General features: G+C 69.5%; 17 protein-coding genes and 1 pseudogene. 12 read left to right on the forward strand and 6 right to left on the reverse strand.

Going from position 1 to position 19,090, the window contains the following annotated elements; all coding sequences use genetic code 11:
* Positions 1–1,584, forward strand: a complete 1,584-nt coding sequence (locus ACGFYQ_RS05160; protein WP_393740113.1) for a Na+/H+ antiporter — start codon at positions 1–3, stop codon at positions 1,582–1,584.
* A gap of 186 nt (positions 1,585–1,770) precedes the next feature.
* Here ACGFYQ_RS05160 and ACGFYQ_RS05165 read toward each other — a convergent pair whose 3' ends face one another.
* Both ACGFYQ_RS05165 and ACGFYQ_RS05170 read right to left on the reverse strand, forming a co-directional pair.
* Positions 1,771–2,679, reverse strand: a complete 909-nt coding sequence (locus tag ACGFYQ_RS05165) for a 1-aminocyclopropane-1-carboxylate deaminase/D-cysteine desulfhydrase (RefSeq protein ID WP_393740115.1) — start codon at positions 2,677–2,679, stop codon at positions 1,771–1,773.
* Between the two features lie 138 nt (positions 2,680–2,817).
* Positions 2,818–3,045: a hypothetical protein gene (locus tag ACGFYQ_RS05170; protein ID WP_393740117.1), complete on the reverse strand. Its 228-nt coding sequence runs from the start codon at positions 3,043–3,045 to the stop codon at positions 2,818–2,820.
* A gap of 310 nt (positions 3,046–3,355) precedes the next feature.
* Here ACGFYQ_RS05170 and ACGFYQ_RS05175 point away from each other — a divergent pair, with 310 nt between their 5' ends.
* The 5 genes from ACGFYQ_RS05175 to ACGFYQ_RS05195 all read left to right on the forward strand — a co-directional run bounded on the left by ACGFYQ_RS05175 (position 3,356) and on the right by ACGFYQ_RS05195 (position 9,450).
* The gene (locus tag ACGFYQ_RS05175; RefSeq protein ID WP_393740119.1) at positions 3,356–4,096 is read left to right on the forward strand and encodes a helix-turn-helix domain-containing protein; all 741 of its coding nucleotides are present in this window, start codon (positions 3,356–3,358) and stop codon (positions 4,094–4,096) included.
* Between the two features lie 4 nt (positions 4,097–4,100).
* A complete protein-coding gene (locus tag ACGFYQ_RS05180) occupies positions 4,101–4,571 on the forward strand; it encodes an NUDIX domain-containing protein (protein WP_393740121.1) in 471 nt (156 codons plus the stop codon).
* A gap of 207 nt (positions 4,572–4,778) precedes the next feature.
* On the forward strand, positions 4,779–5,681 hold the full coding sequence (locus tag ACGFYQ_RS05185; RefSeq protein WP_393740123.1) for a hypothetical protein: 903 nt from the start codon (positions 4,779–4,781) through the stop codon (positions 5,679–5,681).
* A gap of 11 nt (positions 5,682–5,692) precedes the next feature.
* On the forward strand, positions 5,693–6,661 hold the full coding sequence (locus ACGFYQ_RS05190; protein WP_393740125.1) for a hypothetical protein: 969 nt from the start codon (positions 5,693–5,695) through the stop codon (positions 6,659–6,661).
* Positions 6,662–6,666: 5 nt separating this feature from the next.
* On the forward strand, positions 6,667–9,450 hold the full coding sequence (locus ACGFYQ_RS05195; protein ID WP_393740127.1) for a hypothetical protein: 2,784 nt from the start codon (positions 6,667–6,669) through the stop codon (positions 9,448–9,450).
* Positions 9,451–9,548: 98 nt separating this feature from the next.
* Here the strand turns inward: ACGFYQ_RS05195 and ACGFYQ_RS05200 are convergent, their stop codons facing one another.
* The 3 genes and pseudogenes from ACGFYQ_RS05200 to ACGFYQ_RS05210 all read right to left on the reverse strand — a co-directional run bounded on the left by ACGFYQ_RS05200 (position 9,549) and on the right by ACGFYQ_RS05210 (position 12,456).
* Positions 9,549–10,139, reverse strand: a complete 591-nt coding sequence (locus tag ACGFYQ_RS05200) for an N-acetylmuramoyl-L-alanine amidase (RefSeq protein WP_393740129.1) — start codon at positions 10,137–10,139, stop codon at positions 9,549–9,551.
* A gap of 107 nt (positions 10,140–10,246) precedes the next feature.
* Positions 10,247–10,747, reverse strand: a pseudogene (locus ACGFYQ_RS05205) (hemin transporter); the annotation flags it as partial.
* Positions 10,748–10,794: 47 nt separating this feature from the next.
* Positions 10,795–12,456, reverse strand: a complete 1,662-nt coding sequence (locus tag ACGFYQ_RS05210; RefSeq protein ID WP_393740131.1) for a zinc ribbon domain-containing protein — start codon at positions 12,454–12,456, stop codon at positions 10,795–10,797.
* Positions 12,457–12,976: 520 nt separating this feature from the next.
* Here ACGFYQ_RS05210 and ACGFYQ_RS05215 point away from each other — a divergent pair.
* The 5 genes from ACGFYQ_RS05215 to ACGFYQ_RS05235 all read left to right on the forward strand — a co-directional run bounded on the left by ACGFYQ_RS05215 (position 12,977) and on the right by ACGFYQ_RS05235 (position 17,056).
* Positions 12,977–14,383 (forward strand): family 2B encapsulin nanocompartment shell protein, encoded by a 1,407-nt coding sequence (locus ACGFYQ_RS05215; RefSeq protein WP_393740133.1) that lies wholly within the window; start codon positions 12,977–12,979, stop codon positions 14,381–14,383.
* A gap of 5 nt (positions 14,384–14,388) precedes the next feature.
* On the forward strand, positions 14,389–15,432 hold the full coding sequence (locus ACGFYQ_RS05220) for a family 2 encapsulin nanocompartment cargo protein polyprenyl transferase (RefSeq protein WP_393740135.1): 1,044 nt from the start codon (positions 14,389–14,391) through the stop codon (positions 15,430–15,432).
* Positions 15,433–15,558: 126 nt separating this feature from the next.
* On the forward strand, positions 15,559–16,158 hold the full coding sequence (locus tag ACGFYQ_RS05225; protein WP_393740137.1) for a GNAT family N-acetyltransferase: 600 nt from the start codon (positions 15,559–15,561) through the stop codon (positions 16,156–16,158).
* 69 nt (positions 16,159–16,227) lie between these two features.
* Positions 16,228–16,812, forward strand: coding sequence for a dihydrofolate reductase family protein (locus ACGFYQ_RS05230; RefSeq protein WP_393740139.1), 585 nt, complete (start codon positions 16,228–16,230; stop codon positions 16,810–16,812).
* 46 nt (positions 16,813–16,858) lie between these two features.
* Entirely contained in the window at positions 16,859–17,056 is a 198-nt protein-coding gene (locus ACGFYQ_RS05235; protein WP_393740141.1) for a hypothetical protein, read from the forward strand.
* 6 nt (positions 17,057–17,062) lie between these two features.
* Here ACGFYQ_RS05235 and snpA read toward each other — a convergent pair whose 3' ends face one another.
* Positions 17,063–17,722 carry a snapalysin gene (snpA, locus tag ACGFYQ_RS05240; RefSeq protein WP_393740143.1) on the reverse strand — a complete coding sequence of 220 codons (660 nt, stop codon included), beginning with the start codon at positions 17,720–17,722 and terminating at the stop codon, positions 17,063–17,065.
* 210 nt (positions 17,723–17,932) lie between these two features.
* On the opposite strand from snpA, the gene ACGFYQ_RS05245 reads away from it, so the two are divergent.
* Positions 17,933–18,868, forward strand: a complete 936-nt coding sequence (locus ACGFYQ_RS05245; protein ID WP_362392772.1) for a LysR family transcriptional regulator — start codon at positions 17,933–17,935, stop codon at positions 18,866–18,868.
* Positions 18,869–19,090: the final 222 nt, after the last annotated feature.

Raw genomic sequence — 19,090 nt, forward strand, 5'->3', positions numbered from 1 at the left:
ATGGAGGTCTTGCCGCTGGTGGCGCTGGTCGCGGCGAGCGCGGTCGTGGCGGGGGTGGCCCGCCGGACCCCGGTGCCGGCGCCGCTGATGCTGGTCGCCGCCGGGCTCCTGGCCGCGTACCTGCCGGGGGTGCCCGCCTACACCCTCGACCCGCACATCGTCCTGCCGCTGCTGCTCCCGCCGCTGCTGTACACGGCCGCGGTGGAGAGCTCGTACCTGGACCTGCGGGCGAACATCCGGCCCATCGCGCTGCTGTCGGTGGGCTACGTGCTCTTCGCGACGATCGCCGTGGGGTACGTGGCGTACCTGGTGGTGCCCGGGCTGTCGCTGCCGGTCGCGCTGGTGCTGGGCGCGGTGATCGCGCCGCCGGACGCGGTCGCCGCCACCGCGATCGCCCGCAAGCTCCGGCTGCCGAACCGGATCACGACGATCCTGCAGGGCGAGTCCCTGGTGAACGACGCCACCGCCATCACCGCGTACAAGGTGGCCCTGGCGGCGGCCGTCGGGGTGAGCGCCGGCTGGGCGGGCGGCATCGCGGAGTTCCTGCTGGCCTCGGTGGGCGGGATCGGCGTGGGCCTGCTGCTGATGGTCCCCATCCACCAGCTGCGCAAGCGGCTGAAGGAGCCGCTGCTCCAGAACACCCTCTCGCTGCTGATCCCCTTCGTGGCGTACGCGGCGGCCGAGCGGGTGCACGCCTCCGGGGTGCTCGCCGTGGTCGTGGTGGCGCTGTACCTCGGACACCGCAACTGGCAGGTCGACTTCGCCACGCGGCTCCAGGAGGGCGCGGTGTGGAAGATGGTCGCGTTCGTGCTGGAGTCGGTGGTCTTCGCGCTGATCGGGCTCCAGCTGCCGGTGGTCCTCAAGGGGCTCGGGGAGTACGAGGGCCTGCACGCGGCCTGGTACGCGGTCGTGGTGTTCCTCGCGGTGGTGGTGGCCCGGTTCCTGTGGGTGTTCCCGGCGACCTTCATGCCGCGGTGGGCGTCGGAGCGGATCCGGGAGCGGGAGCCGGAGACCAACTGGAAGGCGCCGGTGATCGTGGGGTGGGCCGGGATGCGGGGGGTGGTCTCGCTGGCCATCGCCTTCTCCGTGCCGATGTCGGTGCCGCACCGGAACCTGATCCTGTTCCTCACGTTCACGACGGTCATCGGGACGCTGGTGGTGCAGGGGCTGACGCTGCCGCCGCTGATCAGGCTGTTGAAGCTGCCGCCGCGCGATGCGCAGGCCGAGACGCTGGCGGAGGCGCAGGCGCAGAGCGAGGCATCGCGGGCGGCGGAGGAACGCCTGGCGGAGCTGCTGGAGGAACCGGAGAACAGCACGCTGCCGCCGCCGCTGGCGGACCGGCTGCGGACGGTGCTGGAGCGGCGGCGCAACGCGGTGTGGGAGCGGCTGGGCGAGGTCAACCCGCTGACGGGGGAGTCGGCGGACGACATCTACCGGCGGCTGGCGCGGGAGATGATCGAGGCGGAGCGGGAGGTCTTCGTGTCCCTGCGGGACCGCCGCCGGATCGACGACGAGATGCTGCGGGCACTGCTGCGCCGCCTGGACCTGGAGGAGGCGGCGGCGTACCGGGAGGAGAGGGGCTGACCCCCGGCTGCTGGGGCTGGGACACCTGGTGCCTGCCCGGATCGGGCGCCGTCACCCTCCCGCCCGGGGACCTCGGGTCCCGGGAAGACGTGCTCGTGGTGGCGTGGATCGGGTACGCGGCGTTCTCGGGGCACGGGGTGGCCCCGCTCGCGGCGACGCGGTCCTACCGGCTGCGGACGCGGCGTGTCACGGCCGGCCCGTGACCACGGCGGCCAGGGTGGTGCCGGGCGGGAAGGCGCCGGAGGCGGTGAGATCGGCCAGGGCCCAGAGCAGTTTGGCCACGTAGATGCGCTCGACCGGGAGGCCGTGGCGGGACTCGAAGTCGGCGGCGAAGTCGTCCAGCGCGGCCGGGACGCGGGCGTAGCCGCCGTGGTGGAATCCCTCGGCCAGGGTCCAGTCGCCGGCCGGTCCGCCGAAGGCCCGGTGCTGGAGGGAACGTATCTCCGCGTCCAGGAACCCGCCCGCCAGGACGGGCACGCCGAGCGCCCGCTGCCCGGGGTCCAGCCCGGCGGCCAGGCCCGCCAGGGTGCCGCCGGTGCCGCAGGCCACCGCGACCGCATCGGCCCGTCCGCGCAGTTCCCGGCCCAGTTCGGCGCAGCCCGCCAGGGCGAGGGCGTTGCTGCCGCCTTCCGGGACGATGTACGCCCCCCGCGCACCGGCCCCGTCCAGCAGGCGGGCCAGCGTCCGCGGCTCGGCCTTGCGGCGGTAGTCGGCCCGGGACGCGAAGTGCAGCCGCATGCCGTCCGCGACGCACCGGGCGAGGGAGTCGTTGAGCGGCCGCCCGGCCAGCTCGTCGCCGCGTACGACACCGACCGTCCGCAGCCCGAGCAGCCGCCCGGCGGCCGCCGTGGCCCGCAGGTGGTTGGAGTAGGCCCCGCCGAAGGTGACCAGCGTGTCGTGCCCGGCCGCCACGGCGGCCCGCAGGTTCGGCGCGAGCTTGCGCCACTTGTTCCCGGGCAGCTCCGGGTGCACCAGGTCGTCCCGCTTGAGCAGCAGCCGGACGCCGTGCCGGTCGAACCTGTCGTCGAGGATCTCCTGCAACGGGGACGGCGGGCGTGGCTGCAAGAGCACGTCAAGGTTCGCGGGGCGGTTCACCCGTCCATTGTGGAGCGCTCCTGCCATTGCCGTCGCACGTCAGAGCCCCGCCCACACCGTTCGGCTGGTGTGGCCAGCGCGCCGGCCGAAGCCGGCACGCTGGACTGTCCTGATCGCCGTCGCCCAGCGGGCCGGGGCCTATGCCTCGCGGGTGACGCGCCCGTGATCCGTGAAGACCCGCCTGAACAGCTCGTGCCCCGTCCGCCCGGCGTGCCGGAGCGCCCAGTCCTGCGCGTCCGCCTGCTCGTCGTGAGCGCCGGACTCGGCCCCACAGCCCTCGGCGACGCAGAACGCCTCGTACGTCACCCCGCCCTCGGGGGCGTGCCGGATCGTGTGGGGGACGTAGCGGAGCACGGCGCGGGTCATCGACTCACCTCTGAGTGCGGGTGCTGGCGGATCTCTACGTTGCAGTCCACGACCCCCGAGAGGTCCCGGCGCCGGTAGCACTCAGCGCGCTGAGCGACCAGCGCCCCGCACACGTCGCAGTCCGGGTCCGCCGGATCGGGGTCGGGTACTGGGAACGGATCACGCTGTTCGACCTGTTGCCACAGTCCCCGCACCATTTCGAAACCCCTTCACCGTCCGCTGGTGTCGAGATCGTCGCGCTGGTGATCAGGACGGGGGAACCTCGTACGTTCGGCACTTCGGGACGTCCCGCAGCCTGTAGAACGTCCCCATGCAGAACGAGCGGTTAAGGGCTGTCATGGCATCCGGCGGCTGGACTCATGCCTCATTGGCCAGCGTGACCGGCGTGGACCCGAAGAGCGTGGAACGCTGGGTCAACCTCGGGCGCACCCCACGGCGGGCAACTGCACTCAAGGCGGCCGAGACGTTGGGCGAGGACATCCACGCCCTGTGGCCGGCGCTCCGGCAAGCACGGGCAGCACGGGCCGTCAGTTCGGAACTGGTCGCTCTGTACGACCAGCGGGCAGACCTTCCCGTATCTGTGTTCGTGGATCTCCTCACGGCAGGGCGCGAGCGGATCGATGTCCTGGTCTACGCGGCGGTGTTCCTGCACGAGGCGTATCCCCGGCTGAACGATCTCCTGCGGGAGCGTGCTGCCGACGGGTGCGCGGTCCGTATCGCCGTCGGTGACGCGGACAGCGAGAACGTTCAGCAGCGAGGGCGGGAAGAGAAGTTCGGGCACGGCATCGAGTCCCGCTGCCGCCTCGCTCTCCTGCACTACCGGCCGTTGGCGAGCGTGCCGGGCATCAAGCTTCGGACGCACGGCACGACGCTCTACAACAGCTTGTACCGGGCTGATGATCAGGTGTTGGTCAATGCCCACGTCTGGGGTGTGAACGCGTACGGTGCGCCCGTGTGGCACCTTCGCCGCCACGACTCTGGCGGCATGTTCGACACCTACGCGGACAGTTTCGATGCCGTGTGGGAGACAGCGCGCCCTGTGGAGGCATGACCCGATGGCCCGGACCGAGTACTACGACGATCCCCAGGCGCCCGAGCCGAACAGCATGGTCGTGGCCGCATCGGCAGTGGTCACCGACAGCGAGGGCCGCATCCTGCTGCAACGGCGCCGGGACAACGATCTATGGGCGCTGCCCGGCGGAGGGATGGACCTGGGTGACTCCCTGCCCGGCACGGCCGTCCGTGAGGTCAAGGAGGAGACCGGGCTCGATGTGGAGATCACGGGGTTGGTCGGCACGTACACGGACCCCCGGCACATCATCGAGTACAGCGATGGCGAGGTACGCAGGCAGTTCAACGTCTGCTTCACGGCGCGCATAACCGGCGGAGAACTGTCCCTCTCCGACGAGAGCACGGAACTACGGTTCGTGGCACTGGCGGACCTAGACGCGCTGCCCATGCACCACACCCAACGCCTGCGTCTCCAACACTTCTTGGAGCACCGATCCGCGCCGTACCTCGGCTAACCATGCGCAGAGCACGTTCGGTGAACAGTCTGAGGACACCACCCTGTGAACTCGAACCCGACTCTGGTCGGTGTTAAAATTAGAAGATCATTCGGGAGCTGGCTATGGATTGTCGGGCATGCCGGGGGCTGGGTTCTGACGACCCTCTGAAAACCCGCGAAACGACTCTTGTCGAGCAGACAGCGTTCGAAACCGGGAGGAGCGGGAATGGCCGACTCCGGGAACTACGCGGCTCGGGCTACGGCACTCCGTGAGACGGTGAAATGGGTAGCGGCCGTCTTCGTGGGTGCTGGTGCGATCCTCTTCTCTGGTCTGTCGTTCACGAACATCGAAAAGACTGCCGCTTCCGAAAAATGGCTCATGCCCGTGCTCTTGGCCGTGATTCCCGTTCTGGCGGCAGCCTTTGCAGTCCAGGCCGCTGCGCAAGTGATCAGCCGAGGCTCCCCGGATGCGGGGTGGCTGCTTCCGCGTCTCGTCGGTAGAGAGAGCCTTAGCGAACCAGCCGCATCGCTAAGGGAGAAAGTGGAAGCGCTCGCGCCAGCCACAGTAGTGACCTTCGGGGACATCGGGACGTTCGAAGCTCGGCTTGCAGATATGCAAGATCGGGTGAGGGTGGCACGAGCAGTGTATGAGACACGGAAGTCTCCAGAAAATCGCCGTGAGTTGGATGCTGCCTACGAGAATCTCGCAAACCTGCAAGAAGGAGTCAGGGACCTCCTCCTGTGTGCCGATTTCGTCCAGGTCGACCAAAGCTACCGGAGCGCGCGCTGGAAACTGCTTGTGGCCGCCCTCATCGGGATTCTTGCGGCGGCGGGATCCGGAGTCGCATCGGCACGCCTGACTCCGACCGAGAAGATCCAACCAGCAGCCGTCACTCATCCTCTTGATGTCCGCGTCTACTTCGAGCACGGTCTGAGCAACGTGCCGTGCCGGGTCGAGCAAGGACAGAGGGCAACCGCCATCGGCGGCTCGCTGACTCGGCCCCTGCTGCTCATGCCCGCGGCTCCAGCCAACAGCCAGGCGTCGGCGGCGTGCCACAGGCCATGGCGCTGGGAGCCTCTGGACGCGGTTGTGATCGTCCCGCAGAGCGACGACGGGGGAGCCGGATGAGAAGTCAAGACATGATCGATGACGCCAAGGCGGCTTACGGGTTGCGGGACTTCCCGTACCTCGGACGGGAACTGAATCCCGTCCAGGACTGCCAGGACCTCAACCTGTTGTGCAAGGTGGGTGGATGGCGGCTCGCCGAGTCATTGGGCGACTTCGTGGCGCAGCGTGCCGCAGCGAAGAAGCCGGCGCTGGTTGTCACCGCAGGCGGCAGCGGGACTGGGCGCACGTCGTTCGCAAACTATCTGATCCACAGGTGGGCGACCGGCCGACAAGATGCGCCCTTCGCTCCCGGCAAGCTGATCGTGGCACGCGGCAAAATGACCGATTTTGATGCCGAGGAGCAGCTGTGGAAATGGGTCCTCGACCTGTACCCGCAAGCGCAGGACCATGACTACGAACCCACAGAGACCCTGGAACGGACGTTCGAGGCGTTGGCGGCGCAGAAGCCCGCCGCGATGGAGGCGTCGCTGGGGTCAGCGTTGCGGAAGCTCACGGGTGCGCTGACCGCTGGCGGCTGGGCCCTGGCAGGCGTCATCGAAGACGTCAGGCAACGGAGTCTCCTGACGCTTGCCGAAAAGAGCTTCCACTTCGTCGATTCTCTTCTTGTCGCCACAGTCGAGGACACTGCAGGTAATTTCGATGCAGTCCTCGACAACGTTGAAGCCGCCCTGGATTGGGAGATCTCGCGTGTTGCGACACTCGGCAAGCTTAACGGAATAGAGGCCTGTCAGGTCGTATTCAAGCGCTGGCAAACCTGCACCGAGAACGACCCGCCGTTCCTGGAAGGGGAAGTGGAGAACGCCTTTGTCGGGAGGGCGCGCCCCATTGCGCGGATCCTCAAGCTCATGGAAGTGCTCCTGGTGAACAAGGTGAGTAATGGACCCGGGGTGAGATGGCCGGACGAGAGTCTGAAATTCCGTGAGGGAGATATGGTTAAGCAGATCAAATATCTCGAAGAAATCCTGCTCACGGGTAGGTGATCCCCATGTTTCCGGATCGAAATCCCTTCCCGGCCCAGGCCACCATGACGCTCGATGCCATGGCCACGTACGGACTTGAGGGCACCCCGACCGCGATGTCCCGAATACCACTTCAACGTCTCGAGTCGATCCAGCGCCGCTATCTCGACGATCCGGTGGCCGGTCGAGCCGCGGCTCTTCACGGGCCACACGGAAGCGGAAAAACGCACACCCTGCTAGTTGCCATGGACCGGGCCAGCAGAGACAAGACATCGGCGAGACCGCGTGTTGTGCTCTACGTCCGTGCCGACGGCCCAGACCCCCTCCTGCTGTACCGCAAACTCATGTCTCGCTGGACGGCGACCGAACTCAGTGAACTCGCCGAACAGGCCTTCGCCGGTTACGCGATGGACGAGTTCATCGCCAGCCGCGACAGCGTTACCGGCGAGACGCAGGACACCCGACGCCTCCGCGAAAACCCGGACCTCGTAAAACAGGCAATCGACGACAACGAACTGTCACACACGGCAGTTGTGAACCGACTGGACGACGACATAAGGAGAATTCAGGGGCGCTACGGAAACTTCGAACGCGTGCTACGCAGCCTGTCCAACCCGGCGCTGTGCCCCGTGGCGCACCGGTGGCTGCTGGCGGAGGACGTGCACGCCGAGGAACTGGTCCGGCTGGGCGTCTCCGGTGTCATCGGTCACCCTGCGGAGATCCGCACCGCGATCCATGTCCTCGCGGCCCTCGCCCGACGGGCGGGACGACCACTGACGCTCGCCATGGACCAGGTCGAGGCCTTCCTGAGGACCAGCGACGGAACCATCGACGTCGCCAACGCCGGACTCCTTCGCGGGGTGATCGAGGATCTGGTCGGGGAGAACGCCTTCGTCGTCTGTGCCATCGCGGAACAGGTGTGGCGGGACATGCCGCCGGATGTGCGTCAGCGCTTCGGGCCGTCCGAGATACAGACGCCGGACCTGTCCGAAGACGAGGCCAACGACGTACTAGCGTCCTATCTGGCTCCCTGGAAACCTGAACCGGGGCAGCCGCGGACCTTCCCGTTCCTGACCGACGCGGTACGGCAGTTGCTGGTCGAGAGCGGTGGCAATCTCCGGCGCTTCATTCAGGCGAGCCATGTGGTGATCGACAAGTGGACACAGGTCACCACCGGCATCGACGAGGAGGGAGTAAGGTGCCGGCTGGCCTCCGCCGGTGGCGAGTGGGCCCCCACCGAGGCCGACGTCCGGCGCGCCGTCGAGAAGGCACTGCAGAACGCCGGCCGTCACTTCACCGTCGACTACGAAATCGACGGACAACGGGTCGACTACGTCGTGCTGCGTGGTACGCGCATCATGCTTGCCGTCGAGATCAGCGAAGCTGTGTTTGGACAGGACGAGGCCGTCCAAGCTGTACGGCAAATGGAGAAGATTCAGGCATTGCGACGGCACCAGTCATCTGTGGTCCTGGTCGTCGTGGGGTACTCCTCTCCCGATGTGCGGGACAGGCTTCAGGAGGCCTTCGGCCGAGTCGTCATCGCGAGCAGCCCTGACTTCGTCGCGGAGTTGGAGAGGACGTTGCGAACTGGCGTCCCCGAGGAGGACCTGCCCAACACGGCACTGGATCAACGCTTGGAGCGCCTTCGCGAGGAACTGGTCACGCTGATCGAGCAGCGAGGCGAGGAGGAGCGACTGGTGTCCGCCCGTCTCCAGCAGGTCACCGGGGAACGCTCCTCCGAGGAGTGGAAGGAGCAGCTTAGGCACTCCCGGCTGCGATGGCTGCAGGAGCAGGTGGACATCGAGCGAGAGTTCGACCATTGGCGTTCACGGCGACGCCTGGACGAAGTAGGGGAGATCGTTCAGCTCCACGACGAGTACGTGATGAGACGGGCAGACAGGTTCCGTACCCGCCGCGAACGGCAAGTAGTGGCGACATGCACCGCGCTTGTGGCAATCGTGTTCGGGGTGCTCACAGCCCAGGCCATCACCTTCTCTTCCATCACCTCCTTGTACCTACTCATCGTTGCCGCCGCGGCAATCGTGGTCCTGGTGCTCGCTTCCGTGATCACGATGCGGCAGCGGCGCCCGAGCATGCCGGCCCCGATCAAGGTGCGAGATCTCGACGATCTCAACCGGCTCGCTCGCCATGAGGTCGTTCCCCATCTGCACAGCGTCGACCCGCTTGAGCGCTATGCCGCGGTGGTCGGGCAATTCCACGCCGAGGAAGGGCCGAGGACCCTCAGCCAGATGGCGCTCAAGGAGCGGTCCACGCTCATCCGCCGCTCGCTACTGACCGAGGCGGCAGCGCTCGACCCGGCGACAGTCGACGGGTCACTGAGAGCAGGCCTGGACCAGGCGGACCTGAGTGGCGGAGTCGAGGCCTGTGCCGACATTCCCCCCTCGTGGGAACACCTGCCTGGCCGACTCCGTATTGTCGCCCTCTTGCGCCCCGGCATCACCAGAGGCGACGGCCAGCCGCCGCCCTTCGCTCCCCGCAGTTGGCTCGAGCAGTTCGTCTGCGCCGCCACGGAGGCGATTCCTGTTTCCCCCTCCGTGCAACGGCTGGCATATGCCTATGCCCAGGACGATGACGAGCTGCTCGCCGACGCTCTCCGCGACGTCTCCGAGCGGGACCTCCGGCAAGCGGTCGGCATGCTCTCCCCCGTGGGCGAGGACGGGATCGGCGGCTACTACTGGCTGAATACAGGTGACGTGATTCGCGAGACCTATCTGTTCATGCGAAAGGCCCTCTATTTCCTGGCTACAGGAATCGAGGGCCCTTCGCACCGTCGGGGCGACAGAATTTGAATCTGCGCCCCTTGACCCCAGGCGCTGACACCAAGGTCAGGACAGCGCGCACTCCCGCAAACGTCCAGGACGGTCAGGGCGGGGGCGGAGTGAGGGGGCTACTTGAGGCGTTCGCTCACGCGTTCGCGCAGGGAGTCCATCGTGAAGCCCTTGGGGTCGATCTTGCCCGGCTGCCATTCGAGGTGGCCGATCACCGAGCGGGCGTTCCAGGCGTGGACCCGGCAGACGGCCGCCGCCGCGCGGGTGATCGCGTCGAGCTGGACCGCCGGCCAGGGGTCCTTGCCGTCGCCGAGGTTCTCGCACTCGAAGCCGTAGAAGTGGCGGTTGCCGTCGGTGGTGGCCTCGTTGTCGGGCGGGAGCCGCTTCTCCGCGATCACCGCGGCCAGGACGTCGGAGTCCCCGGCGCCCGCGTGGTTGGCACGGCCGTAGCCGACCAGGTGGACGCGGCCATCCTTGGCGATCACGCCGTGGCAGAGCGGGCCGGGCAGGGCGGAGTGGCCGTCGCGGCAGAGCTGGACGGTGCGCGCCGTGCCGTGCGTGACGGTGTGGTGGATCATCACCCCGTGCACCGGCCCCCAGGGGCCCTTGTGGTTGCGGTTGTGGGTGCGCCAGGCGCCGACTTCGACGACGGTCAGACCCTCGTGCCGCAATGCGTTGACGAACCGGTCCGCGGACATGGGTGCGGCCATGGCCGCCTCCTTTACGGTGCGCGACGGACACGCTGTGTGCGTATCTCGTTACACACCGGTTTAGCGGAGGCGACGCTTCCGGGGCTAGGGCGTGATCCGGCCAGCCGTCATGCCGAGGCCAGCCAGAGGTCCGGGCCGAACACCTCGTAGTGGATGTCGCGGGCGGGCAGGCCCTTGGCGATCAGCTGCTCGCGCACGGACCGCATGAAGGGGAGCGGCCCGCACAGGTAGGCCTGGGTGCCGGGGGCGACCGGGACCGCCGAGAGGTCGATCAGGCCCTCGCCGTCGCCCGGCTCCGCCGCTTCCTCGTACCAGAACCGCGCCGAGGCGTCGGTCAGCTTGTGCGTCAGGGCCCGGTGGTCGGCCCGGAGCGGGTGGTCGGCCGGGGAGCGGTCGGCGTGCAGGACGGTCACCGGGGCGGTGTGCCCGGTGTCGGCCAGGTGCTCCAGCATCGAGACCATCGGGGTGCAGCCGATGCCGGCGGAGGCGAGCAGCACGGGGGTCGTGGAGTCCCGCAGGACCAGGTCGCCGTACGGGGCCGAGACCCGCAGGGTGTCGCCGACGTGGACGCGGGCGTGCAGGTGGTGGGAGACCTCGCCGTCCGGCCCGGCCGCGGCCTCGCCTCGATCAGGCCGAGATGCTGCAACGTCTCTGGTCAGCTGAGTGACCCCGAGCCGGACTGAGTGTCTGGTTCGAGGATAGGTTCCCACCGTGGGGGAGAAGCGTGGGCGTGGCGGTGGAATCCCGCGCCCAGTGCTGCCCCTCGTGGCCGGTGTCGGCTGGTGGGTGTGCTGATCGTGTGAGCGCCCTGGTGCCGGTTGGCTGCGCGGGGCAGCCGGGTCCGGTCCGTGTGAGCGTGTCCCTCCGGACGCTGGCCAGCAGGGCCGGTAGGCCGTGCTGGGGAGGGTGCCCTGCGTCGCCTGGGCGCGGGGCGTGTGGTGCGGTGCCGAGTGGGTCCGGTCTTGGACCGGTCCCGGCTGGTCGTCGACGCGGTGGGTGTGATGATCGCGCGGGCTTCGAGCTGGTCGACGGTTGCGCGGATGACCATGGTGGCGGTGGTGCGGTCCACCACGGTTTTGGTCTGGTGGGTGAGGCCTCGTGCGGCGATACGCCGCCATGCGCCCTGGTCGCGGTCGCCCTGCCAGCCGCACCCGGGACAGAGCGCCCATTTCCAGCCGGGGGTGGTGGGCCGGTCGGGGGCTTTGCGGTGACGGAGTGGGGTGACGCAGCTCGGGCAGCGACTGGAGGTACCTCGGGCAGGGACGGTGACGACCGCGATACCGGTCTCGCCTGCGAGGTGCCTGATGTGTTCGGTGATCTGTCCGCGCACGGTCTGGGAGAGGCGGGTGTTCATGGTGCGGCCCATGCCGCGGGCTTCCATCGACCGCAGGTCTTCGAGGTAGATGACCGTGGCCCCGGCTGCGATGGCCTGGTCGACGGTCCAGCGGGCGGCAGCCCAGGCGAGGGCGTCGCCCAGGTTTGTGCGGCGGGCGGACACGTGCCGGATCTCGCCCTGGATGAGCGACTGCCTGCGTTCCAGCGGGACGTTCGGCGTGAGGTCCCGCTGCCCGCGGGCGTCGGTCAGGCGCTGATGCCGGTCAGTCTTGGCATGCAGCTTCTCGCCGTGCCGGCGAAGCCGGTGCTGCTTGGCGAGCACACCGGCGGCTCGGAACTGGGCACCGGCACCCAGGGCGGTGATCCGCCCGTCGTCGTGGAGCCGGACGGCTCCGGCGGACAGGAGCGTGTTCAGGCCCCAGTCCACACCCAGCGCGACCCTGTGGCCGGTGCGGGAAGTTTTCGGAACGGCGTGCGTATAGGCGAGATCGGCCCGCACCCGGCCCTGGTGGACACGCAGCGTGGGCAGGTGCACCACCGCGCCGGCCGGAACCGTCGGGGGCAGCGCGATCGGGCAGGCCACCCAGGCCCAGTCCCGGTACGACCGCGGGGCGGGACGCACGGGCAGTTGCAGCCGCAGTACTGCCCGGCCCGGATCGTCCTCGCAACGCTGGATGGTGGCCTGCTGCCCGTCACACGCGGACAGCAGCAGCATCCGCGCCACACCCGGCACACCCTCCAGCTCGAACACATCGGCAGGCATACGGCCGTTGGTCTTGGCGAACGCGGCGATCTGCCGGGTGCGGCCCGTGATGACACTGGAAGGAAGATGCTGTCCGCCGGGCACGGAAGCACGCACCTTGGCCCACTCGTCTGCGGTGCGCTTGGCAGGGGCGGCGGGCCACGACGCGAGGACACCGACGGTGAGTTCGGCCCGCCACTGCGCGGATCGCAGGGTGCGCCCGGCCTGCTCCTGGGCCATGCGCACGATCCGGTCGATTGACCTTGACACCCTCAGGCGCGGTGGCACTCCATCCCAGACGCCGCAGCGCCATCCACGCGTTCGACGGCAGATTCCGACCCCCGGCATCCTCACCAGCGGCCAGCACCCCCACATCCGTCCCATTCCAGTGCGAGGCCATCAACTCCGAGGCCATGACGAACACCAGGTCAGCACACCAGCCGACCCGCTCCGCCAGCACAGCCGGGTTCAGCACTTCGCCGGACTTCTCATCCAGACCGCCGCGTAGCACACCACCCGCTCGGGGCGCGCAACGCCGGGTCCGTGAGTCAGGTCAGCCGCATGCGTCAACAGCAAACGGCCGACGTGGCGGGATGGCTGAAACCGGTGGAGCGTAAGGGGCTCGCGGGGAAGGAGTTGAACCCCAAAGCGTGCCCCGCCCTCGGACGGAGTAGTCCCACCCTTTTGTGTAATGGTCCCACCACGTTCCGTACTGGAAGGCTGACCCTGCAGATCCATGGAGTGATCGAAAGGGAAAAAGATGTCGGTCCAGGCAGGTTCCGAATCCGAGACCCGGACACCGCAGCGCAGTCTTGGGACATCGGCCGCGCGGAACTTGGCAACCACGACCAAGTCCGCGCCGCAGATGCAGGAGATCACCTCACGGTGGCTGCTGAGGATGCTGCCGTGGGTCCCGGTGCAGGGCGGCACATACCGGGTCAACCGCCGGCTGAGCTACACGGTCGGCGACGGACGCGTGGAGTTCATCAAGACCGGGACCCAGGTCCAGGTGATACCCGCCGAACTCGGTGAGCTCCGGCTGCTGCGCGACTACGAGGACCTCGAGGTCCTCGGTGAACTCGCCCAGCGCTTCCGGCAGATCGACTTCGAGGCCGGCCAGGAGCTGACCTCCTTCGGCAGCCCTTCCGACCAGGTGTTCCTGCTCGCCCATGGCCGCATCGACCAGATCGGCCCCGGCCCCTACGGCGAGGACGCCGTCCTGCGGACCGTCGCCGACGGCGCCCACTTCGGCGAGGGCGCACTCGTCGACGAAGAGGCGATCTGGGAGTACACCGCCCGCGCCGCCACCTCCGGCACCGCGCTCGTCCTGTCCCGGCAGGACTTCCAGCTGCTCGCCGACCGCGTCGACTCGCTGCGCGAGCACGTGGAGCACGTACGGACGCAGCCCGCCCAGCACACCAACAAGTACGGCGAGGCCGCGATCGACCTCTCCGCCGGCCACCAGGGCGAGGCCGTGCTCCCCGGCACCTTCGTGGACTACGAGGCCCGCCCGCGCGAGTACGAACTCTCCATTGCACAAACGGTCCTGCGGGTGCACACGCGCGTCGCCGATCTGTACAACCAACCGATGAACCAGACCGAGCAGCAGTTGCGGCTCACGGTCGAGGCGCTGCGCGAGCGCCAGGAGCACGAGATGCTCAACAACCGCGACTTCGGCCTCCTCCACAACGCCGACTACGACCAGCGCATCCAGCCGCACGACGGCGCACCCAGCCCCGACGACATGGACCAGTTGCTCAGCATGCGGCGCGGCTCCAAGCTCTTCCTCGCCCACCCCAAGGCCATCGCCGCCTTCGGCCGCGAGTGCAACAAGCGCGGGCTGTACCCGGAGTCGGTGGACATCGGCGGCAACCGGGTGCCGGCCTGGCGCGGAGTGCCGATCTTCCCGAGCAACAAGATCCCGATCAGCGACGCCCGCACCACGTCCATCCTGTGCATGCGTACGGGCGAGGACGAGCAGGGCGTGATCGGCCTGCACCAGCCCGGCATCCCGGACGAGATCGAGCCGAGCCTGTCGGTCCGTTTCATGGGGATCAGCGAGCAGGCGATCATCTCGTACCTGGTCACCGCCTACTTCTCCGCCGCGGTGCTGGTGCCGGACGCGCTCGGCGTACTGGAGAACGTCGAGATCGGACGCTGGCGCTGAGCGCGGTGAACGCCGCCCTGGCGACCGGCGAGGGCCAGGAAGCGGCGGCCCTGCTGGAACGAACAAGAGAAACGGTTAACCCGGAACTGCGCCGGACCGTCGAGAGCCTGCCCGGTTCGATGCGGCGCGTGGCGATGTACCACTTCGGCTGGGAGCACGCGGACGGCACCCCGGCCGCGGGCGGCGCCGGGAAGGCCATCCGGCCGGCCCTGGTGCTGGCCGCGGCCCAGGCCCTGCGAGGGCCGGGCGGACCGGTGGACGACACCGTCCGGGCGGCGGCCGCCGTGGAGCTGGCGCACAACTTCACGCTGCTGCACGACGACGTCATCGACCAGGACGCCCGGCGACGCGGCCGGCCCACCGCCTGGACCGTCTTCGGGATACCGGACGCGATCATCACGGGCGACGCCATGATGGCGCTCGCGCTGCGGCTGCTCGCGGAGGATCCGCACCCGGCCTCGGCGGCGGCCTCGGCCCGGCTCGCGGCCTGCGTCATCGAGCTGTGCGCGGGCCAGCAGGCGGACTGCGCCTTCGAGCAGCGCCCGTACGTCTCGCTCGACGAGTGCCTGACCATGGCGACGGCCAAGACCGGGGCCCTGCTGGGCTGCGCCTGCGCGCTGGGCGCGCTGTACGCGGGCGCCGGGCCGGAAGAGGTCGACGCGATGGACGCCTTCGGGCGGGAGGCCGGCCTGGCCTTCCAGCTGATCGACGACCTGATCGGCATCTGGGGGGATCCGGGGCACACCGGCAAGCCGGCCGGGGCCGATCTGCTCGCCCGCAAGAAGTCCCTCCCGGTCGTGGCCGCCCTCACCTCGGGCACCGCGGCGGGGGAGGAGCTGGCGGCCCTGTACGCGGGTCCCATGACCGGGGGCGACGTGCACAGGGCGGCCGAGGCGGTGGACCGGGCGGGCGGGCGCGACTGGGCGCAGGCCCACGCCGCGGACCGGATGGGCCGGGCCGTGCAGCAGCTGTCCCGGGCCGTACCGGACCTGGCGGCGGCGGGCGGGCTGCTGGCGCTCGCGGAGTTCGTGACGCGCCGTACGCGGTGATCGCGTAGGGGGCGCGGGCAAGGCCTGTTCCGGCACCGGATGGTGCCGGAACAGGCCTTACCGCTTTCCCGGCCCAACTCTAAGATCGCTCACGGTCGTTGACGCGTGAGTGAAGGGTGTGGACCAGTGGCGCTGGAGATACGTCAGGCGGATCAGTCGGACCGGGACGCGGTGGCGCGGCTCCTCGACGAGGCCTTCCGCACCGACCCGGTGAGCAGCTGGGTCTTCCCGGACCCGGAGCACCGGGCCGCGGTGCACGGCAAGTTCCTGGGCGTGTTCGTGGACGTGGCGCTGGCCGAGGGCCGGATCGACTACGCCGTGGACGGCTCGGCGGCCGCGCTGTGGCTGCGGATCCCGGCGGGCGAGCCGGAGGGCGAGGACGAGATCCCGGCGAAGATGCGGGCGGTGGCCGACCCCGACAACGAGCGCTGCGAACTGGTGGGCCGCCTCACGGGCGCGGTGCATCCGACCGCGGAGGAGCACGAGTACCTGCTGATGATCGCGGTCGCCCCGGGCCGGCAGGGGGAGGGGCTGGGCGGCGAGCTGATCTGGCCGGTGCTGGAGCGCTGCGACCGGGAGGGCGTGCCGGCGTACCTGGAGGCGAGCAGCGAGCGCAGCGGCCGGCTGTACGAGCGGCTCGGATTCGCGCACACGGGGACGCCGGTGCGGCTGCCCGACGGACCGCTGATGTGGCCGATGTGGCGCAAGCCGCAGGGGATTGCGTAACCACTGCACCTGAAGTACTTTACTCGGCGTGCCCCGGTGTGGTGGCACTGCCGAACGGAAGAGACTCGCTTGCGCAAGCTCACCTACTTCATCGCCACGTCGGTCGACGGCTTCATCGGGGCCCCGGACGGCGACGGCGACTTCTTCTACGCCCACCTCGACCTGGAGTTCATCGAATTCCTCAAGGCCGAGTACCCGGAGACCATCGCCGCCCAGGGGCGCGCCCAGCTCGGGATCGAGGACGCCGAGCCGAAGCACTTCGACGCGGTGCTCATGGGGCGCAGAACCTACGAGCCGGGCCTCAAGCTGGGCGTCGCCAGCCCCTACGGCCACCTGCCCGGCCAGTACGTCGTCTCGCGCTCCCTCGCCACGCCGCCGGATCCGCAGGTCCAGCTGATCAACGGGGACGTGGCGGCCCGGGTCCGTGAGCTCAAGGCCCAGGAGGGGCTCGGGATCTGGCTGTGCGGCGGGGCGGACCTGGCCACCCAGCTGATCGACGAGATCGACGAGTTCGTCGTCAAGACGTACCCGGTCTTCGCGGGCACCGGGATGCCGATGTCGCGGGCGGGCTTCGGCGTGCGCCCCCTGGAGCTCACCGGGGTCAAGGCCCTCGGCGGCGGCCAGGTCGTCACCACGTACGCCGTCACGCGCTGAACCGGCCGACCCCTCCGAATGCGCGAAACCGGCCTACCGTGGACGTATGGCCAGTGAAGAGCAGCAGGCGCACGAGACGGTCGCCCCGCAGGCCGGGCACGAGCAGCGGATGTGCCCGGCCTGCGGGAGCCCCGTCGACACGGTGGTCAGGCGGCGCAAGTCCCTCGGGATCTTCGTACCGGAGTGGGTGCCGGGTCCCTGCCGGAACCCGGACTGCCCGCGGTACGCACCTTCGGAAGGCTAGGCGGACCTAGCCCTTCGTCCCCAGGCCGGAAGCGACGAGGCCGTTGGCCCAGAGCTGGTTGACGCGCGCCCGCTCGGTGCTGTTCGGGGTCGCGTTCTGGCACGAGGTGCCCGGGCCGCCGCCCGACATCAGCTCGCTGCACGGGCCCGAGTAGTGGTCCGGCAGGCCCAGCACGTGGCCCGTCTCGTGCGAGGTCACCCGGGTGGAGTTGTACTGCTGGTTCTGCCGGTAGTCGAGGAAGATGTAACCCCGGCCGTGGCCGTCCGTGCTCGCGTACGAACCGCGCGAGTCGTTGCCCTCGCGGTACGAGAAGTTCCCGCCGGAGGACACCTCCTGCAGCTTGACGTTGCTGACCGAGCTGTTCCAGATCTGCGTGGAGCGGGCTATCTGGGTGCGGAAGCTCGGCGCGTTGCGGGTGTTGTAGGTGACGGTCACGGCGAGGACGCCCGGGTTCGCGGCGCGCTGCTCGGCGACCGAGCGCTGCACGGCCTCGAAGAAGGCCTTGTTGGCGGCCTGGTTCTCCTGCGAGTTCTCGTACGCCGCGTAGCTCGCGGGACTGCCGGCGGGGGCGGTGGCGGCGCTGGCGGTGGGGACGACGCCGCCGAGGGCGGCGGCCAGGCCGAGGCCGAGCGTGGTGGCCAGAACGGCCTTACGGGAGTGGCGCATGTGGGGGAGCTCCTACTCGTCCGGTGCGGTGGGGGGTGGTCGTTCGTGACCGGAGTCTGCGGGAGCGGAAGTGGCCGGCGGATGATGTCATTCAGCGATAGCGCCGGCCTATCGGGAAGATTTCGACAGATCAACTGATGTGAGAATGGCGGGATTCGGGGGGCTATCGGTGGCTGGTGCGGTCCACGGGCCGCGGCCTACCCTCTGGGCATGGAGCTTGAGGTCAGGCACCTGCGCGCGCTGTGCGCCATCGCCGACGCCGGCAGCCTGCACAAGGCCGCCCGGCAGCTCGGCGTGAGCCAGCCCTCCTTGACGACCCAGCTGCGCCGCATCGAACGGGCCCTGGAGGGCGAGCTGTTCCTGCGCGAGCGGACCGGCTGCCGGCCCACCCCCTTCGGCCGCACCGTACTGGGCCGGGCCCGTCCGCTGCTCGCCGAGATGGCCGCGCTGGTGGCGGAGGCGCGGGCGCTGGCCCACGGGCCGCGGCTGCGGATCGGCTCCACGGCCAGCCGCGCACTGCCGGGATGGCTCCGGCGGATCCACCGGCGGCTGCCCGACACCGAGACCTCGCTGGTGGTGGACGTGTCCGCCAACGCGCTGTTGCGGATGGTGGATTCCGGCCAGCTGGACGTGGCTTTCGTGCACGAGGTGGAGGGCAGCCCGCTGCGGGTGCCGGCCGGGCTGCAGCTGCACGTGCTGATGGAACGGGAGCCGCAGTTCGTGTCGATGTCCCGGGACCATCCGGCCGCCGGGCAGTCGGTGGTGTCCTTACGGGACCTGGCCGCCGACCGCTGGATGGTGGACCCCTCGGTCGACGGCGAATGGGACGGCCTGCGGCGGGTCTTCGCCGGGGCGGGGCTGGACCCGCCCGTGCTGCACGCCGATTACCACACGGCTACCTCGCTGATCGTGTCCGGCGAGGCGGTGGCGCCCTGCCAGCCGACGTCCGGGCCGCGCGAGGACATGGCGATCCGGCCGCTGTCGGGGGACCCGCTCGCCGTACGGCTGCTCCTGGCGACCCGGCCGGGCGCGCACGCGGAGGTCTACGAGGACCTCCGCGCCGCGTATCGCGAGGCGGCCATGCGGACGCCGCCGTACCGGGCGTGGCTCCGGCACCACGCGAGCCCGCTGCTCGAAGCGGCGTAGGCCCCGCCCGCACATTCGGCTGCGCCGCCGCTGCCGGGGCTCCGCCCCAGACCCTCCCCGGACTCCGTCCGGGGGGACCCCCACGCCTCAAACGCCGGCGGGGCTGGGGTGTGCCCGGCGGGGCTGGGTTGAAAAGCGGGGGTGAAGTTCGGGGCTCCGCCCCGTGCGCCCCGCTGGATTGCCGCGCAGCGGCTAATTCAGCCTCGCGGCCGCCCGGCCGCG

The sequence above is a fragment of the Streptomyces sp. NPDC048258 genome (assembly GCF_043201995.1).
In the GTDB taxonomy this organism is placed as follows: Bacteria; Actinomycetota; Actinomycetes; order Streptomycetales; family Streptomycetaceae; genus Streptomyces.

Excerpts from the sequence above, each read along its gene's own strand:
- ACGFYQ_RS05160 (WP_393740113.1), top strand. The coding sequence starts at position 1 with ATGGAGGTCTTGCCGCTGGTGGCGCTGGTCGCGGCGAGCGCGGTCGTG.
- ACGFYQ_RS05170 (WP_393740117.1), bottom strand. The coding sequence starts at position 3,045 with ATGACCCGCGCCGTGCTCCGCTACGTCCCCCACACGATCCGGCACGCC.
- ACGFYQ_RS05175 (WP_393740119.1), top strand. The coding sequence starts at position 3,356 with ATGCAGAACGAGCGGTTAAGGGCTGTCATGGCATCCGGCGGCTGGACT.
- ACGFYQ_RS05180 (WP_393740121.1), top strand. The coding sequence starts at position 4,101 with ATGGCCCGGACCGAGTACTACGACGATCCCCAGGCGCCCGAGCCGAAC.
- ACGFYQ_RS05185 (WP_393740123.1), top strand. The coding sequence starts at position 4,779 with ATGGCCGACTCCGGGAACTACGCGGCTCGGGCTACGGCACTCCGTGAG.
- ACGFYQ_RS05190 (WP_393740125.1), top strand. The coding sequence starts at position 5,693 with ATGATCGATGACGCCAAGGCGGCTTACGGGTTGCGGGACTTCCCGTAC.
- ACGFYQ_RS05195 (WP_393740127.1), top strand. The coding sequence starts at position 6,667 with ATGTTTCCGGATCGAAATCCCTTCCCGGCCCAGGCCACCATGACGCTC.
- ACGFYQ_RS05200 (WP_393740129.1), bottom strand. The coding sequence starts at position 10,139 with ATGGCCGCACCCATGTCCGCGGACCGGTTCGTCAACGCATTGCGGCAC.
- ACGFYQ_RS05210 (WP_393740131.1), bottom strand. The coding sequence starts at position 12,456 with ATGGCCCAGGAGCAGGCCGGGCGCACCCTGCGATCCGCGCAGTGGCGG.
- ACGFYQ_RS05215 (WP_393740133.1), top strand. The coding sequence starts at position 12,977 with ATGTCGGTCCAGGCAGGTTCCGAATCCGAGACCCGGACACCGCAGCGC.
- ACGFYQ_RS05235 (WP_393740141.1), top strand. The coding sequence starts at position 16,859 with ATGGCCAGTGAAGAGCAGCAGGCGCACGAGACGGTCGCCCCGCAGGCC.
- snpA (WP_393740143.1), bottom strand. The coding sequence starts at position 17,722 with ATGCGCCACTCCCGTAAGGCCGTTCTGGCCACCACGCTCGGCCTCGGC.
- ACGFYQ_RS05245 (WP_362392772.1), top strand. The coding sequence starts at position 17,933 with ATGGAGCTTGAGGTCAGGCACCTGCGCGCGCTGTGCGCCATCGCCGAC.